Source organism: Clavibacter sp. MX14-G9D, assembly GCF_032917815.1.
In the GTDB taxonomy this organism is placed as follows: Bacteria; Actinomycetota; Actinomycetes; order Actinomycetales; family Microbacteriaceae; genus Clavibacter; species Clavibacter michiganensis_K.
This window is the reverse complement of record NZ_JAVCVL010000047.1, coordinates 1-15,652: the sequence shown is the minus strand read 5'-3', so window position 1 is coordinate 15,652 and position 15,652 is coordinate 1. Positions and strand designations below refer to the sequence as shown.

Sequence of the window (15,652 nt, the reverse complement as noted above, 5' to 3'; positions counted from 1 at the left end):
CCCGCTCCGTCGCCCGCTGTGGAGGGGTCGTGAGGTAAGGGCAGCCTCACCTGCACGATGTCCCGATGACCTCGATCCCCTCCACCGCGCCCCTGCCCGCCCGCCTCCCGGAGCACGCGGGCCCGGATCCGCGGACCCTCACCCGCCTCCGGGCCGCCGCCGCGCTCCGCATCGCCTTCGGTCTCGTGTGGGCCGTGGACGCGGCCCTCAAGTGGATGCCGGGCTTCATCGAGGGCCAGACGCTGCCCGACGAGCTCGGCAGGGCCGAGGAGGTGGGCACGCCCGTCATGCACGAGTGGCTGCTGCTGTGGAACCGCGTCGGCCTGGCGGACCCGTCGCTCTTCGCGCACGTCGTCGCGATCGTCGAGACCGCGGTCGCGGTGCTCCTGGTCCTCGGGCTCCTGTCCCGCACGACGCTCCTCGCCAGCGCGGTGCTGAGCCTCGGCATCTGGACCGGCGCCGAGGGCATGCACCTGCCGTGGTTCCGCGACGGGCAGACCGACCTCGGGCCCTCCGTCGGCTACGTCGTCGCGTCCCTGGCGCTGTGCCTGTCGTCGGCGGGCGCCGTGTGGAGCGTCGACGCCCTCCTCGCGCGGCGGCGGGGCGGCGCCCTGGGCCGGGCCAGGAGCGCCCGGGCCTGACCGCCGTCAGCGTGCCGCGGGATCCAGCTCCATCCGCATGAAGACGCTCGCCCGCGCGTAGGGCACGTGGCCGGCCTCCTCGGGCGCGACGTGGCGGAAGCCGACGGCCTCGTAGAGGTGCACGGCGGCCGGGAGGTCGACGCTGCTCGCGAGCACGAGGGCGGCGGCGCCGCGGCTGCGGGCCTCGGCGACGGCCGCGTGGAGGAGGCGCCGGCCGGTGCCGCGTCCGCGCACGGTCTCGTCGACCGCCATCTTCGCGAGCTCCCACACGCCGTCGCCCTCGGGGATCAGCGCGACGCAGCCGACGACCCGCTCGCCCACGCGGGCCAGCAGCACCTCGCCGCCGTGGTCCACGATCTGCCCCCGCGGGTCGGCGAGCACGCGCTCGTCCTCGGGCTCGATCACGAAGTGCGTGGTGATCCACGCCTCGTTGAGCGCGCGGAAGGCGGCGGCGTCGGCCGCGTCGCGCATCGGGCCGATCTCGAGGGCGGGCGTGTGGAGGAGGGTCTCGCCGGGCGTCTCGCGGGCGGGCTCCTCGGCGGACGGGGTGCGGGTCTCGCTGCTCGTGCTCATGCCCCCAGCCTCGTCGCTGCGCACCGTCGTCGTCCAATATGGAAGACGGTTGATCGATAGCGTGTGCGCATGGATCTCGACCTCCGCCTCGTGCGCGCCTTCCTCGCCGTCGCCGACGAGCTGCACTTCGGGCGGGCCGCGGGGGAGCTCGGCATCGCCCAGCCCGTGCTGTCCCAGCAGGTGCAGCGCCTCGAGCGGCGGCTCGGGGTCACGCTGCTGACCCGCACCTCGCGGAGCGTCGCGCTGACGCCGGCGGGCGCCGCCCTGCGCGACCGCGGCCGGGCGCTCCTCCGCCAGGCCGACGCGGGACTCGACGAGGTGGCCCGCATCGCCCGCGGTGAGGTGGGCCGGCTGGAGATCGGCATGGTGCACTCGACCGTCGCGATCGGCGCGGCGGACCTCGGGCCGGTGGAGAGCATCCGCCGCTTCCGCGCCCGGCACCCGGACGTGGAGGTGCGCGTGCGCGAGGGCTTCACCGTCGACCTGATGGACGCCCTCGGCCGCGGCGAGCTCGACGTCGCGGTGGTGCGCGACCCGGATCCGACCCCGGGGGTGGAGCTGCGGGAGCTCGTGACCGAGCCGTTCGTCGCCGTCGTGCCGGCCGCGCACCCCCTCGCCGACGCCGACGAGGTGGACGCGGCGCTCCTCGCGGACGAGCCGTTCGTCCTCCCGCCGCGGCGCGCGAGCGAGGACGCGTACCGACGGAACCTCGCGCCCCTCACGGAACGCGGGCGGCTGGTCCGCGTGGTGCAGGAGGGGTCGACGTGGACGATGATCGTGCACCTCGTGGGCGCCGGCCTCGGCGTCACGATCGCGCCGCGGAGCGCGGCGGTGGGGGCGCCCGCGACCGTCCGGGTGCTGCCGCTCGCCGGATCCCGGGCCGTGTCCACCGTGCACCTCGCGACCCGGGCCGACGGCAGCCGCGCGGTCGTCGACGCGTTCCTCGCCGCGCGGCGGGGCTGACGGGGAGGCCCGACCGGCACGCGCCGCGCCGCCCCGCTGCCGGCCGTGCCCGCTCGATATCGTGGGCTCGACCGCGCCACCCGCGCGGCGTTCGAGGAGGAGCACCATGAGCAGCTACGCCGTCACCGATCCGACCACCGGCGAGACCGTCGCCGAGCATCCCGGGATCACCGACGCGGAGCTGCAGGACGCGATCGCGCAGGCGGAGGGCGCCTACCGCGGCTGGTCGCGCCGCACCACGGTCGCCGAGCGCGCCGCCCTCGTCGCCCGCGTCGCCGAGCTGCACGCGGAGCGCCGTGACGAGCTGGCCCGCATCATCGTGCGCGAGATGGGGAAGCCCCTCGACCAGGCGCTCGGCGAGGTCGACTTCGCGGCCGACATCTACGGCTACTACGCGGCGAACGCGGAGGAGTTCCTCGCGGACGAGCCCATCGCGCTGGCCGACGGCACCGGATCCGCGTTCGTGCGCCGCTCGGGCCTCGGCGTCCTCCTCGGGATCATGCCGTGGAACTTCCCGTACTACCAGGTGGCCCGGTTCGCGGGCCCCGCGATCGTCACCGGCAACGCGATCCTGCTGAAGCACGCGCCGCAGTGCCCGGAGTCGGCCGAGGCCATCCAGCGCATCATGCGCGACGCGGCGGCGGACGTCGGCGCCGACCCGGGCGTCTACGTGAGCGTGCTCGCCGCGAACGAGCAGATCGAGGGCGTCATCGCCGACCCGCGCGTGCAGGGCGTCTCCGTCACCGGGTCCGAGCGCGCGGGTGCCGCCGTGGCCGAGATCGCGGGACGGCACCTGAAGAAGGTCGTGCTGGAGCTCGGCGGATCCGACCCCTTCATCCTGCTGTCGACCGACGACCTCGACGCGGTCGTCGCCGACGCGGTGGCCGCGCGCCTCGACAACAACGGCCAGTCCTGCAACGGCGCCAAGCGCTTCCTCGTGATCGACGCGCTCTACGACGACTTCGCCGCCCGCTTCACGGCCGCGCTCACGGAGGCCCAGCCCGCGGATCCAATGGCCGACGGCACCCTGCTCGGCCCGCTCTCCTCGCGCGCCGCCACCGAGCGGCTCACCGAGCAGCTGGCCCGGGCGGTCGACCAGGGCGCGACCGTGCTCGCGAGCGGAGAGCCCGTGGGGAACATGTTCCCGCCCGCGGTGCTCGCCGACGTGACGCCGGCGATGGACGCCTACCGCGAGGAGTTCTTCGGGCCGGTCGCCGCGCTGTACCGCGTCTCCTCCGCGGAGGAGGCGGTGGAGCTCGCCAACGACACCCCGTTCGGCCTCGGCTCGTACGTGTACTCGACGGATCCGGAGGAGGCCCTGCGGGTGGCCGACGGCATCGACGCGGGCATGGTCTGGGTCAACCTGGTGCTGGGCGACGCGGCCGAGCTGCCCTTCGGCGGCGTGAAGCGCTCGGGCTCCGGCCGTGAGCTCGGCCGCCACGCGGTCGACGAGTTCGCGAACCGGAAGCTGATCCGCATCGCGTGACACCGGCGGGGGCGCATCGGCCGCTCCCATCCGCCCCGTCGAATACCCTGCACTTGTGAAGGATCCACAGGGGCCGACCCTGCGCCCGAGGTCCCGCGCCTGGCTGCTCGGCTGGCTGAGCCTCGTCGGGCCGGTGGGCGTCGTCGCCTCCATCGCGCTCGGGCGGCTGCTCGGCGAGCCGCAGCTCTACGTCGGCGTGTTCCCGTCGTCGATGCTGTCGGTCGCCACCTGCGTCCTCGGCATCGTCGCCGTCCGGCGCGGGATCCGCGACGGGCGGCAGCACGCGGCGGAGCGCCCGCGCCTCATCGGGGGCGGCATCGCGATCGGCGTCGTCGGGATCCTCGCCTCCGGCGCCGTGGTGCTCGTGGCCGGCTCCCTGCTCCTGGCGCTCAGCCAGTACCGCTGGGCCTAGCGGCGGAGCGGGCCGTCGCCCGCCCGCCGCGGGCACCGCGCGGACCGGCCGGCCGCTCCCGGTGGCGCCGTCCCCCGTCGGGGCCCGTGTCCTCGTGTGACGCGGGCGCTCGCCACGGCGGGGTGAGGCCCGGCATCGTGGCGTCATGGTGAAGGTCACGACGGCGCCGATCGACGAGATCCGCGGCCAGCGCACGAGCATCAAGTGGACGCGGTTCCCCGCGGACGTGCTGCCCCTGTTCGTGGCCGAGATGGACTACGCGGTCGCCGAGCCCGTCGTCGACGAGCTGGTGCGGCGGATCCGCGCCTCCGACGTCGGCTACCTCGACGGCCCCGGCCCGCTCGCGCCCGCCTTCGCCCGGTTCGCCCGCGAGCGCTGGGGCTGGGTCGTCGACGAGTCCCGCGTGCGCATCGCCACCGACGTGAGCGTCGGCATCGTCGAGACCCTGCGGCTCGCGGTGCCGCGGGGCGGCCGCGTGGTCGTCACGCCGCCCGTGTACCCGCCGTTCTTCGAGCTGGTGGAGGAGGCGGGCGCGCGCGTCGAGGAGGTGCCGCTGCTCGTGTCCGACGGCCGCGCGTCCCTCGACCTCGCGGGCCTCGAGCGCGCGTTCGCCTCCGGGGTCGACGCGTTCCTCCTCTGCAACCCGCACAACCCGATGGGGCTCGTGCACGACGCGCGGACCCTCGCCGCCGTGGCCCGGCTGGCCGCCCGCCACGACGTGCTCGTGGTCAGCGACGAGGTGCACGCGCCGCTCACGCTGCCGGGCACCGCCTTCACGCCGTTCGCGCCGCTGGCCGAGGCGCTCGGCGCCAGCTCCGTGTGCGTCACGTCGGCGAGCAAGGGCTGGAACCTCGCGGGCGCCAAGTGCTCGCTCGTCATCGCGGGGGATCCGCGCACGCACGACCTCCTCGGCGGCCTCGTCGAGGAGGTGGCCTGTCGCACGAGCATCCTCGGGCTGCACGCGAACGTGGTCGCCTTCTCCTGTACCGACTGGCTCGACGATGCCATCGCCCGGATCGTCGCGAACGACCTGCTCCTCGCCTCCCTCCTCGCCGAGCACCTGCCCGGCGTGGTGCACCACCGCCCCGCCGCCGGCTACCTCGCCTGGCTCGACCTCCGCCCGCTCGGCCTCGGTGCCGACCCGACGGCCGTGATCCTCGACCGCGCCCGCGTCGCCCTCAACGCCGGCCACTGCTACGGCACCGGCGGCGCCGGCCACGCCCGCCTCAACCTCGCCTGCGACCCGGACGTGCTGCGGGAGGCCGTGCGGCGGATCGCGGCGCTCGCCGCGTCCGGACCGGCACCGGCGCCCGCACCCGGATCCGCGTCCGCCGCCGCTCCGTCCCCGACCGCCGGCGCGGACCTCCGCGCCCCCGCCCCCGCCCTCCGCGCCCGCACCGCCACCCACCGAGGAGTCCCCGCATGACCGACCGCATCCTGACCACGCACGCGGGCAGCCTCCCGCGCACGCCCGAGCTGACCCGGCTGCTCGTCGCCCGCGACCAGCGGCGCGCGTTCGACGCGGACGAGCTGGCGGAGGTCACCGCGTCGGCCGTCGCCGACACCGTGCGCCGGCAGCTCGAGACCGGACTCGACGTCGTCAACGACGGCGAGGTGCCCCGCGTCGGCTTCTCGACCTACGTGCTCGAGCGCATCGACGGGTTCGGCGGCGCCGGGCACCGCAAGCCCACGCTCGACTCGCTCCGGTTCCCGGAGTACGCCGCCTTCCAGGCGCGGCAGATCGTGGAGGGCGCCGACGTGGCGCGCGTCTGGGATCCGCCGGTCGCGCAGGGCCTCCTCGAGTACGACCCGGCGCTCGCCGGGATCACGGAGGACCTCGACGGGTTCGACCGCGAGCTCGCCGTGCAGGCGGACCGCGGCCTCGCCCCCGCCGGCACGTTCTTCTCGGCCGCGACCCCGGGCATCGTCTCGACGACCCTCCTGCTCGACGCCGCCAACCCCCACTACGGCGACGACCGCGCCTACGTGTTCGCCCTCGCCGACCAGCTGAAGCTCGAGTACGACGCCATCGTCGCGCGCGGCCACGTCCTGCAGCTCGACGCGCCCGACCTCGCGATGGAGCGGGTCATCCAGTTCGGCGACGCCACCCTCGAGGAGTTCCTCGCGGCCGTCGACCTGCATGTGGACGCGCTCAACCACGCGATCCGCGACATCCCGCGCGAGAGGGTGCGCCTGCACGTGTGCTGGGGCAACTGGCAGGGCCCGCACCAGGACGACGTGCCCGTCGACGTGCTGCTCCCGCACCTGTACCGGGCCCGCGTCGGCGCGTTCAGCATCCCGCTCGGGAACCCCGCCCACCAGCACGAGGCGCCCGCGTTCCGGGCCCACCCGCTGCCGGAGGGCGCCGTCCTGATCCCGGGCGTGGTGGACGTGACCACCAACTACCTGGAGCACCCGCAGGTGATCGCCAACCGGATCCTCGATGTCGTCGACGCGGTCGGCGACCCCACGCGGGTCATCGCCGGCACCGACTGCGGCCTCTCCACCTTCGCGAGCTACGAGTTCGTCGCCACCGACGTGGCGTGGGCGAAGCTCGGGGCGCTCGTCGAGGGCGCGGCCATCGCCTCGCGTCGGGTGTTCGGCGCATGAGCGTGCTCGACGGGATCCGGGCGGCGGCCGACACGCCCGCGCCCGACGCGTCCCTCGCCTCCGCGGACGGCGCCCGGGTCGGCAGGGCCCCGGACACGGCCGGCTTCACCACCCGCCAGGTCCACGCCGGATCCGCCGTCGACGCCGACCACGGGGCCCGCGTCTCACCCGTGCACCTCACCGCCGGCTTCGTCTTCGACAGCTTCGCGGAGGCCCGCGACCGCTTCGCCGGGGTCGACGAGGGCTACCTCTACACGCGGAACGGCAACCCCACCACCGACGAGGTCGAGAGGCGGCTCGCCGAGCTCGAGGGCGGCACCGAGGCGGTCCTCCTCGCGAGCGGGCAGGCCGCGACGACCACCGCGCTGCTGGCGATCCTGCAGGCCGGCGACCGGATCCTCTCCTCGAGCAGCATCTACGAGGGCAACCGCGGCCTCTTCCGCCAGAACCTCGGCCGGCTCGGCATCGGGGTCGACTTCGTGGACGACCACCGCGACCTCGACGAGTGGGCCCGTCGGATCACCCCCGCGACGCGCGTGCTGTTCGGCGAGCCCATCCCGAACCCGAAGAACGACCTGCTCGACCTCGCCGGCATCGCGGACGTCGCGCACCGGCACGGGCTGCCGTTCGTGGTCGACGACACGCTCGCGACCCCGTACCTGCTCCGCCCGATCGAGCACGGCGCCGACGTGGTGGTGCACTCCACGAGCAAGTTCCTCGCGGGCCACGGCTCGGTGCTCGGCGGCGTGGTCGTCGACGGCGGCGCCTTCGACTGGGCCGCGCGGCCGGAGCTGTTCCCGCACCTGACCCAGCCGGAGCGCGCGTTCGGCGGCGCGAGCTGGGCCGACCGCTTCGGCCGCGGCGCGTTCATCGCGTACGCCCGCGAGATCGTCGCGTCCCGGTTCGGCCCCACTCCCGCGCCGTTCAGCTCGTTCCTGCTCCGGCAGGGCATCGAGACCCTGTCGCTGCGGGTCGAGCGGCACTCGGCGAACGCGCTCGCGGTCGCGCGCTTCCTCGAGGCTCGGTCCGAGGTGTCGTCCGTCGACTACGCGGGGCTGGAGTCGAGCCCGTCGCACGAGCTGGCGCTGCGGTACCTGCCCGACGGGCAGGGATCCGTGTTCTCCTTCACGCTCGCGGGCGGCGAGCCGGCGGCCGAGGCGTTCACCGACGCGGTGCGCCTGTTCAGCCGCATGACCCACCTCGGCGACGTCCGCTCGCTCCTGCTGCACCCGGCGTCGACCACGCACGCGGGCCGCACCCCCGAGGAGCGGGACGCCGCGGGGATCTGGCCGGGGCTGCTCCGCGTCTCCATCGGGATCGAGGACATCGCCGACATCCTCCGCGACCTCGAGCGCGGCCTCGACGCCGCCCGCGCGACCGGATCCTGACGGTGGCCCGCCGCCAGCACCTCGGCTGGTTCCTCTCCCGCGGCTTCGGCCCGCAGGGCTGGGGCCACCCGTACCGGGAGTGGAACCACGACTGGACCCGCCCCGACCTGTACCAGCAGTCCGCCCGGGAGCTCGAGCAGGCGGGCTTCGAGCTCATCGTCATGGAGGACGCCGTCTCCCTCGGCTCGCCCGAGACGCTCGACCTCCGCGTGCGCGGCGCGTACGGCGGCCCCAAGCACGACCCGCTGCTGCTCGCGCCGTGGCTGTTCGCGGCGACCGGGCGCATCGGGCTCGTGCCCACCGTCAACGCGGGCATCACGCCGCCGTACCTCGCCGCCCGGCAGGCGCAGACGCTGCAGCACCTGAGCGCGGGCCGGTTCGGGATCAACCTGGTCACCGACGTCGGCAGCGCCCGGCACGTGGGCCGCGCACCGCTCTCGCACGACGGCGCGTACGACCGCGCCGACGAGTGGATGGCGGTCGTCCGCCGCCTCTGGCACAGCTGGGACGGCGGCGCCCTCGTCGAGGATCCCGCCTCCGGGCGCTTCGCCGACGGCGCCCGGCTCGACGCGTTCCAGCACCGCGGGGAGCACTTCTCCGTCGACGGCCCGCTCAACGCCGTGCCGTCCGCGTACGGGGATCCGGTGATCGTCTCGCCCGGCGGGTCCCCGCGGGGTCTGTCCTTCGCGGGCACGCAGTCCGACGTGCAGCTCGGCCTGGCGCCGCTCGAGCCGGCGGCGCTCCTCGCCTACCGGGCGAAGGTGCTGGACGCGGCGGCCCGGCAGGGGCGCGGTCCGGACGGCATCCGGATCCTCTTCGTCGTGAAGCCCGAGATCGTGCCGAGCGAGGAGGAGGCGCGCCGGGTCGTCGACGCGTCACGCCACCCCTCCGACGACGTGCTCCGGGCCATCGCGCTCGGCTGGTCGAGCGACCTCGAGACCGACCTCACGGGCCTCGACCTCGACCGGCCCGTCGACCGCGGCGTCTTCGGCGAGCACGTCTCGCACGGCACCATCGCCGGGCTCTACGGCGGCACCGAGGACGCACCGCTCCGGGAGCTGCTCACCCGGAAGGCGCGCAAGGGCCTCGTCGCGGAGCGGTCCGGCTTCGTCGGCACGGCGGAGCAGTTCGCGGACTTCGTCGAGCAGCTGGGCGACGACGCCGACAACGACGGCCTGCTGCTCTCCGGCGACCTGCATCCCGTGACGCTGCACCGGATGCTCGACGACCTCGTGCCCGTGCTCCGCCGCCGCGGGATCCTCCGCGACGAGCTGGCCGCGGGCGGGCTGCGGGCGAACCTGTTCGGCTGAGGGAGGGCAGACGTACTCCGACGCGTCCATGATTGACTTTGACGTAGGTAAAGTTAATCAGGACGGCAGTCCCGGCGTCGGCGACCGACGCCCTCGCCGTGCTCGCGCGCGCGGACGAGCGGATCGGCCGACGAGCCGGCTGCCTGAACCACCTGCTCATCCGGTCGGAGAGCATCTCCTCCTCGTGGATCGAGGGCAACCGCGTCACGCCGAAGCGCCTCGCGATCGCCGAGCTCCTGCAACAGGGCTCGCGCGTGGCCCTCGACGTGATCGCGAACGTGCGGGCCACGGAGGACGCGATCGACGCGCTGGCGGATCGAGAGCACCGGATCACCGTCCCGGACCTCGAGGCGCTCCAGCACGTCATCGAGCCGTCGCTGGACGAGGGCATCCGGACGGAGCAGAACTGGGTCGGTGGATCGGGGTGGTCCCCCATCCGCGCCGACTTCGTGCCCCCGCCGGAGCAAGAGGTCCCTCGGCTCCTCGAGGACCTGGCGCGCTTCTGCACCGTCACGGACGGGAATCCGGTCGTCCGGGCGGCCATCGCGCATGCCCAGTTCGAGACCATCCACCCGTTCATCGACGGCAACGGCCGCACGGGTCGCGCCCTCATCCACACGGTCCTGCGCCGGGGCGACGCGGTGCGCGACATCCTGATCCCCATCTCGACGGTCCTCGCCGCGGACGCGGATGCCTACGTCGCCGGGCTCACGGCCTTCCGCGCGGGACGGGTTGACGAGTGGGTGCGCGCCTTCGCGGAGGCCGCGGAGCTGGCCGCCGGCACCGCGGTCCGTCTGGCGGAGGACGTCGCGCGGCTCGACGCGGAGAGCGTGGAGCGTCTGGTGGAGCATCGGCGACAGGAGGGCCGGGCTCCCGCGCGACCTCGCGCGGACGCGGTGGTCCTGCGCATCCTCGATCGGCTCGCGACCGATCCGGTCCTCACGGAGGAGAGCGCCGCGCGCACCCACGGGGTGTCCCGGGTAGCCGCGCACCGGGCGCTCACCCAGCTGGCGGACGCGGGCGTCCTCGCGCGGAACAAGGACCAGAAGGGGCGCCTGGTCTGCTGGACGGCGGATCGCCATCTCGCGCTCGTGGCCCTCAACGAGCGCGGCAACAGGGTGGGGGGCGGGGACACGGCCGCGGGGCGGCCTCGGCAGGGGCCGCCTGCTCCCGACTCCTCCGTGGTCGGACGCCTGCGGGGTCCGGGGTCCCCCGCCCTCTGACGGTCGTCTGCGCCGGACGCGGACGGATCAGGCCGCGCCGGTGCCCGCGATGTCGCGCAGGCGGCGGCGGACCGCGGCGTAGGAGGCGACGAGGGTCGCGTCGAGGCCGGCGGCCCGCGCATCCGCCCACTCGTCGAAGGCCGTGCGCACCGCGACGCCCGCGAGCTCGGTGACCAGGCGCGCCTCCTGGGCGGTGATGCGGCCGTCGAAGGCCGTCGTCATGCGCGCGGCCAGCTCCCACGAGCGCGTCGCGTCGAGGGAGACCGCGGCGGAGCGCAGCTGCGGCTCGTCGGCCATGAGGCGCCGCACGCGCAGCTGCTGATGGGCGAGGGCGGCGAGCTCGCCGTCGAGGGAGGCCAGGACGCGCTCGTAGACGCGCTCGAGCTGGGGGAGCGGTGCGGATCCGCGGTCGACGTCGGCGAGCCAGGCGTCGATGGGCGGGTCGAACGCGGGGTGGAGCGTGAGGACCGACTCCTCCTTGCTCGGGAAGTAGCGGAAGCAGGTGCGGTCGGAGACGCCCGCGGCCTGGGCGATGTCGTGGATGGTCGTCGCCGCCATGCCGCGCTCCTCGAAGAGCGCGAGCGCGGCCTCGCTGATCTCCGTGGTGGTCGCCATGCGCCGCCGCTCGCGGAGGCCCGCGCCCGCGCCCGCGCCCACCGGCGTCAGGGCCTCGCCGGGGTCCGTGCTCGTGCCCACCGCGCCCATCCCGTCACCGCCGTCCGCTCGCGTGCGGCGTCCGGCCGCATCTGTCGTCGACGCCGATTGTGTCATAGACTGCCACTCGGTCCCAGTCTGACATCCGGACCTCCCCGGCCTCGCACCGTCGCGCGCGCCCCGCCATCCACTCCCGGAGAACGCATCCCATGAGCACGCCGCCCACCGCCGACACCGCACGCGACGAGACCCTGCCCCCTGCCGGGCTCGCGGAGGCCGACCGCGCCGCGACCGCCGGCGGCACCGCCCGCCCCGCGACCGGCGACGACGAGCGCCTGCCCGCCGGCGCCCCGCTCGTCATCGGGCTGCTGGTCGTCGCCGCCTTCGTCGTGATCCTCAACGAGACGATCATGAGCGTCGCGCTGCCGAGCCTCATGGTCGACCTCGACATCACCACGGCCACCGCGCAGTGGCTCACCACCGGCTTCATGCTCACCATGGCCGTCGTCATCCCGGCCACCGGCTTCATCCTGCAGCGCTTCTCCACCCGTCAGGTGTTCGGCGCCGCCATGACGCTGTTCTCGCTCGGGACCCTGGTCGCGGCGATCGCGCCCGGGTTCGGCGTGCTGCTCATCGGCCGCGTGGTGCAGGCCAGCGGCACGGCGATCATGATGCCGCTGCTGTTCACGACCGTCCTCAACCTGGTGCCCGCCGCGCGCCGCGGCCGCCTCATGGGCGTCATCTCCATCGTCATCGCGGTGGCCCCGGCCATCGGCCCGACGGTCTCCGGCCTCATCCTCAGCGCGCTGTCGTGGCGCTGGATGTTCCTCATCGTGCTGCCGATCGCGCTCATCGCCCTGGCGCTCGGCCTGTGGAAGATCACGAACCTGACCACCCCGCGGAAGCTCCCGTTCGACGTCCTCTCCGTGGTGCTCTCCACGCTCGCCTTCGGCGGCCTCATCTACGGCCTCAGCAGCCTCGGCGAGTCGGCGGAGGGCGAGGCGCCCCTGCCGCTGTGGATCCCGATCACGGTCGGCGCGCTCGCGCTCGCCGCGTTCATCGCCCGCCAGATCGGCCTGCAGCGCGAGGACCGCGCCCTCATGGACCTCCGCACGTTCCGCAGCCGCTCGTTCGTGGTGGCCGTGATCATGGTGAGCGTCAGCATGATGGCGCTGTTCGGCAGCCTCATCGTCCTGCCGCTCTACCTGCAGAACGTGCTGGAGCTCGGCACGCTCGAGACGGGCCTCCTCCTGCTCCCGGGCGGCGCGCTCATGGCCGTGCTGTCGCCCATCGTCGGCCGCCTCTTCGACCGCGTCGGCCCGCGCCCGCTCGTCATCCCCGGCGCCATCGTCGTCTCCATCGCCCTGTGGGGCATGACCACGATGCTGCACGAGGGCACCTCGGTCGGCTGGGTCATCGCGGTGCACCTGGTGCTGAACGCCGGCCTCGCCTTCATGTTCACGCCGCTGCTCACCTCGGCCCTCGGATCCCTGCCGCCGCGCCTCTACTCGCACGGCAGCGCCACGGTCTCGACGATGCAGCAGCTCGCGGGCGCCGCGGGCACGGCCCTGTTCGTGACGGTGCTCACCACGACGACGGTCGGCGGCGTCGCCGACGGCCTCTCCGAGGTGTCCGCCACGGCGGCCGGCGTGCAGGCGGCCTTCATGATCGGCGGCTTCATCTCGCTCGCCGCGATCGTCGCCTCGTTCTTCGTGCGCCGCCCGGCGGAGCCGCTCCCGGAGGGCGTGGCCGCGCACTAGCGGCCCGCGGGGACGCGGCTCGAGTCGCTGTCCGACGATCCCTGCGGCTCGTCGGGCAGGACCTCGCCGCCCGACGCAAGCTGCTGGGATCGACGGCGAGGATGGTCGCCGAGCGCGCCGCTACGACGCCACCGACCATCAGCGAGCTCGAGAACGGCCAGGGCACCAGCCTCGAGATCACCCTGCGGGTCCTGCGCGTCCTGGGGCTCCGGGACGGCGTGGTCGCCGCCACCGATCCGTTCGCCACCGAGCGAGGGCGCATGATGATCGACGAGAAGCTCCGCGACCGGATCCGGGTGCGCAGGCATGACTGACGTCCACGAGGTGACGACCGTGCTCGGCCGCACGGAGGTGCGAGCGGGCAGGATCCACCGCACCCGGACCTCCGGAGCGTTCGAGTACCACTCGGACTACCTGCGCAGGCGGGACGCCTTCGCCCTCGTGCCCGCATTGGGCATGTTCCCCGGCCCGCAGCCGCTGTCGCCGGCCGCGGTCGCGGAGCGCCTCGGGACGTCGGCCCCGGCGCGGCGATGCCCTCAGTTCCAGGACGCCGAGCCGGCCGGCACCGCCGCCTTCGTGCCGCCGCGCCAGCGCGCGATCGACTGCTCCACGTACTCGCCCACCAGCGCCGGCAGGTCGAGGCTCGGGTTGTGGATCCACTGGATCTCGAGCCCGTCGAGGATCGCGAGGAAGCAGGCGGCCTCGTAGTCGAGGGTCGCGTCGTCCATCGGCGGCACCTGCTCCAGGGCGACGGCCTCGGCGATGCGGCCCCGGATCTGCGCGATGGTCCGCGCGTACCGGGAGCGCATGTACACGTGCGCGGGATGCGTCTCGTCGCTCGTCTCGGTGGCGAAGGTCAGGTACAGCTCGAGGAAGCCGCGGTGCTCCACGTGGTACCGCATGAGGTCGACGAAGGCGCGGAGCGCGGGGAGGCCCGGCGCCGCCTCCGACACGAACGGCTGCTGCCGGTCCCACTGCCGCAGCACCTCCGTCAGCAGCTCCTCCTTCCGGAAGTAGCGGAGCACGGCCGCGGGGGAGACGCCGACCTCGTCGGCGATCTCCTTGATCGTGGCCGCGCCGTAGCCGCGGACGCCGAACACGCGGACGGCCGCCGCGACGATCTCCGCGCGGCGGCGGACGCCCGTCGAGTACAGCCCGCGGGACGCCATCCCGGCCCCGGCGACCGTTTCCGTGGCCGCGCTCTCATCCGCATCAGCGCGCGGAAAGTTTTCCGTCGGGCCGTCGGATCCCCGGCGTCCCGGGGCGGCGCTCGTCGACTTGGTCACGATGTAGATCCTCCCCCTTGTGCCTCCGTGAAGCCGGACGTACAGTGACGCAACCGTAAACGACGAGTCAGTTTTCGTCGTGCGGATCATTGCTAGGGACGAGGGCGTCGTGGGCGAAGAGGTGTTCGGTGTGGGCCTTGTCGGGGCCGGACCGGTAGGGCAGGCCATCCACCTGCCGACGTTGGCGCGCATGGCCGACCGGTTCCGCGTCGTCCACGTCATGGACGTCGACGCGGAGGTCGCCGAGCGGGTCGCGGCACGGGCGGGGGCCCGGCACACGACCGACGCGGACGCCCTGATCGCCGATCCGGCCGTCGCCGTGGTCGTCATCGGCAGCCCGAACCGCTTCCACGCCGAGCAGGTCATCGCCGCGTGCCGCGCGGGCAAGCGCGCCGTGCTGTGCGAGAAGCCGCTGGCCGTGTCCGCCGAGGAGGGCCGGGCCATCGCCGCCGCGTCCGCCGAGCACGGGGTGCCCGTCATCGTGGGGACGATGCACGCGTTCGACCCCGCCTGGATCGCCGCGGTCGACGCCTGGGACGCCTCGGGGGAGGCGCCGCACACCGTGCGGATCTCGGCCGTCATCCCGCCGAACCCCGACTCGGAGGACTCGGCCACGGAGATCGTCGGCCGCCCGGCGCCCCGTGCGGCGGGCGAGCCCGACCTCGAGACGCAGGCCGCCGCGGTGAGCGGCGGCGTGCTCGGCCTCGCCATCCACGACCTGCCCCTCGCGCGCCGGCTCCTGCCCGACGCGCCGCCGCGCGTGGTCAGCGCCCGCGCCCTCAAGCCGTGGGGCTACGAGATCGTCGCGATGGTCGGCGGGAGCGTGCTCGAGGTGCACGGCATCGGCGGGGCCTCCTGGGATCCCGAGTGGACGCTCGACGCCGTCGCCCGCGACCGCTCGCTCCACGTCGACTTCTCCCTGTCCTACGTGCACGCCGGATCCAGCACCGCGGCCCTCACCGACGCCCGGAGCACCACCGGCTGGGGCCCGTTCCCGGACAACGGCTACGTGGGCGAGTGGGAGCACGTGCACGACGTGATCACCGGCGCGGCCGCTCCCGTCCCCATGGACGTGCAGCTCGCCGACCTCGGCCTCGCGACCGACATCGCGGAGCAGAGCGCCGCCATCGTCCGCGCCGGTGGCGGCCTCGCCTCGGCGGCCGCCGGATCCGCGCACCACGCGTCCCGGACGGAGGTCGCGGCATGAGCGCCCTCACCCTCCGCATCGACCCCGCGGCGTCGGCCACCCACGCGCACGCGGCCGTCGCGACCCTCGCCTCCCTGCCCGAGTCCTTCCGCCGCACCGACGACGCGGGCGACGTGGTCGTGGTCGCCGGCGGCGGCGG

At 74.5% G+C, this 15,652-nt stretch carries 15 protein-coding genes; 12 read left to right on the top strand and 3 right to left on the bottom strand.

Annotated elements, in window-relative coordinates; translation table 11 throughout:
* Positions 1-65 precede the first annotated feature (65 nt).
* Complete coding sequence (locus Q6969_RS06365) at positions 66-641, top strand: DoxX family membrane protein (RefSeq protein WP_317229686.1); 576 nt, start codon at positions 66-68, stop codon at positions 639-641.
* Between the two features lie 6 nt (positions 642-647).
* On the opposite strand, the gene Q6969_RS06360 is transcribed toward Q6969_RS06365, so the two are convergent.
* Entirely contained in the window at positions 648-1,214 is a 567-nt protein-coding gene (locus Q6969_RS06360) for a GNAT family N-acetyltransferase (protein WP_317229685.1), read from the bottom strand.
* A gap of 69 nt (positions 1,215-1,283) precedes the next feature.
* Between Q6969_RS06360 and Q6969_RS06355 the strand changes: the two genes are divergently transcribed.
* From Q6969_RS06355 to Q6969_RS06320, 8 genes are all read left to right on the top strand, one after another.
* Positions 1,284-2,177: a LysR substrate-binding domain-containing protein gene (locus Q6969_RS06355; protein WP_317229684.1), complete on the top strand. Its 894-nt coding sequence runs from the start codon at positions 1,284-1,286 to the stop codon at positions 2,175-2,177.
* A 106-nt stretch (positions 2,178-2,283) separates the two neighbouring features.
* Positions 2,284-3,663: an NAD-dependent succinate-semialdehyde dehydrogenase gene (locus Q6969_RS06350; RefSeq protein WP_317229683.1), complete on the top strand. Its 1,380-nt coding sequence runs from the start codon at positions 2,284-2,286 to the stop codon at positions 3,661-3,663.
* 55 nt (positions 3,664-3,718) lie between these two features.
* A complete protein-coding gene (locus Q6969_RS06345; RefSeq protein ID WP_317229682.1) occupies positions 3,719-4,075 on the top strand; it encodes a hypothetical protein in 357 nt (118 codons plus the stop codon).
* 145 nt (positions 4,076-4,220) lie between these two features.
* Positions 4,221-5,501, top strand: a complete 1,281-nt coding sequence (locus Q6969_RS06340; RefSeq protein ID WP_317229681.1) for an aminotransferase class I/II-fold pyridoxal phosphate-dependent enzyme — start codon at positions 4,221-4,223, stop codon at positions 5,499-5,501.
* Positions 5,498-6,685 carry a cobalamin-independent methionine synthase II family protein gene (locus Q6969_RS06335; protein WP_317229680.1) on the top strand — a complete coding sequence of 396 codons (1,188 nt, stop codon included), beginning with the start codon at positions 5,498-5,500 and terminating at the stop codon, positions 6,683-6,685. The genes Q6969_RS06340 and Q6969_RS06335 overlap by 4 nt, the downstream gene beginning before the upstream one ends.
* A gap of 2 nt (positions 6,686-6,687) precedes the next feature.
* Positions 6,688-8,073: an aminotransferase class I/II-fold pyridoxal phosphate-dependent enzyme gene (locus Q6969_RS06330; protein WP_317229687.1), complete on the top strand. Its 1,386-nt coding sequence runs from the start codon at positions 6,688-6,690 to the stop codon at positions 8,071-8,073.
* A gap of 2 nt (positions 8,074-8,075) precedes the next feature.
* On the top strand, positions 8,076-9,383 hold the full coding sequence (locus Q6969_RS06325; RefSeq protein ID WP_317229679.1) for an LLM class flavin-dependent oxidoreductase: 1,308 nt from the start codon (positions 8,076-8,078) through the stop codon (positions 9,381-9,383).
* Positions 9,384-9,481: 98 nt separating this feature from the next.
* Positions 9,482-10,606, top strand: a complete 1,125-nt coding sequence (locus Q6969_RS06320) for a Fic family protein (RefSeq protein WP_317229678.1) — start codon at positions 9,482-9,484, stop codon at positions 10,604-10,606.
* A gap of 27 nt (positions 10,607-10,633) precedes the next feature.
* On the opposite strand, the gene Q6969_RS06315 is transcribed toward Q6969_RS06320, so the two are convergent.
* A complete protein-coding gene (locus Q6969_RS06315) occupies positions 10,634-11,302 on the bottom strand; it encodes a helix-turn-helix domain-containing protein (RefSeq protein ID WP_396335522.1) in 669 nt (222 codons plus the stop codon).
* A gap of 167 nt (positions 11,303-11,469) precedes the next feature.
* Between Q6969_RS06315 and Q6969_RS06310 the strand changes: the two genes are divergently transcribed.
* Positions 11,470-13,020 (top strand): DHA2 family efflux MFS transporter permease subunit, encoded by a 1,551-nt coding sequence (locus Q6969_RS06310; RefSeq protein WP_317229676.1) that lies wholly within the window; start codon positions 11,470-11,472, stop codon positions 13,018-13,020.
* Between the two features lie 101 nt (positions 13,021-13,121).
* Positions 13,122-13,334, top strand: coding sequence for a hypothetical protein (locus tag Q6969_RS06305; RefSeq protein ID WP_317229675.1), 213 nt, complete (start codon positions 13,122-13,124; stop codon positions 13,332-13,334).
* Positions 13,335-13,556: 222 nt separating this feature from the next.
* On the opposite strand, the gene Q6969_RS06300 is transcribed toward Q6969_RS06305, so the two are convergent.
* Positions 13,557-14,189, bottom strand: coding sequence for a helix-turn-helix domain-containing protein (locus Q6969_RS06300; protein WP_317229674.1), 633 nt, complete (start codon positions 14,187-14,189; stop codon positions 13,557-13,559).
* A gap of 196 nt (positions 14,190-14,385) precedes the next feature.
* Between Q6969_RS06300 and Q6969_RS06295 the strand changes: the two genes are divergently transcribed.
* The gene (locus tag Q6969_RS06295; protein WP_317229673.1) at positions 14,386-15,513 is read left to right on the top strand and encodes a Gfo/Idh/MocA family oxidoreductase; all 1,128 of its coding nucleotides are present in this window, start codon (positions 14,386-14,388) and stop codon (positions 15,511-15,513) included.
* The last annotated feature ends 139 nt before the right edge of the window (positions 15,514-15,652 follow it).